Genomic DNA, 527 nt, shown 5'->3' on the forward strand with positions numbered 1-527 from the left:
CATCTACCAAAGTCTCTTTCTTGTCATTATATTTTGACTGATAAAGACGATCGGTTTCTCCTGATTTAAGATCCAGTTTGTCAACAAATGGAAATTGACCCTCCGGCGTAAATCCATCTCCCATTAAAAAGGTATTATTTTTTGACAGTTTAAGCACATACTGTCCGTAGTCATTCTTTTCTGTTACGAAGCTTCCGGGGTCGCTGTAACGATCCTGATAGTTTCTATCAAAAAGGATCTTAGGTGCTTTTTTGCTGTTTGAGGGATCAAAGACATAAGTGCGGGTATTTCGGGTATTCCACCAGTAATCCATTGCAATTGCTGTATTTTTGTCTCCCCAAATGATCCCGCTGTAACGGTCTTTTGTTTTAAGGAGGGACTTACCCTGCCCTTTAAAAGGAGCTTCAAGTAAAAATACCTCGTCTCTAAAAGGTACTTCATTTTCGGGATCTCCGCCGTCAAGAGCTTCAGCATAAACAAGAGTAGCAGGTGCGTCATTTCTCCAGGAGACATCACGACGGCCTTCT

1 pseudogene is annotated in these 527 nt (G+C 41.6%); it reads right to left on the reverse strand.

From position 1 onward, the window contains the following. Positions 1–527, reverse strand: a pseudogene (locus tag HC175_RS17230) (S9 family peptidase); the annotation flags it as partial.

Source organism: Salinimicrobium oceani, assembly GCF_012037645.1.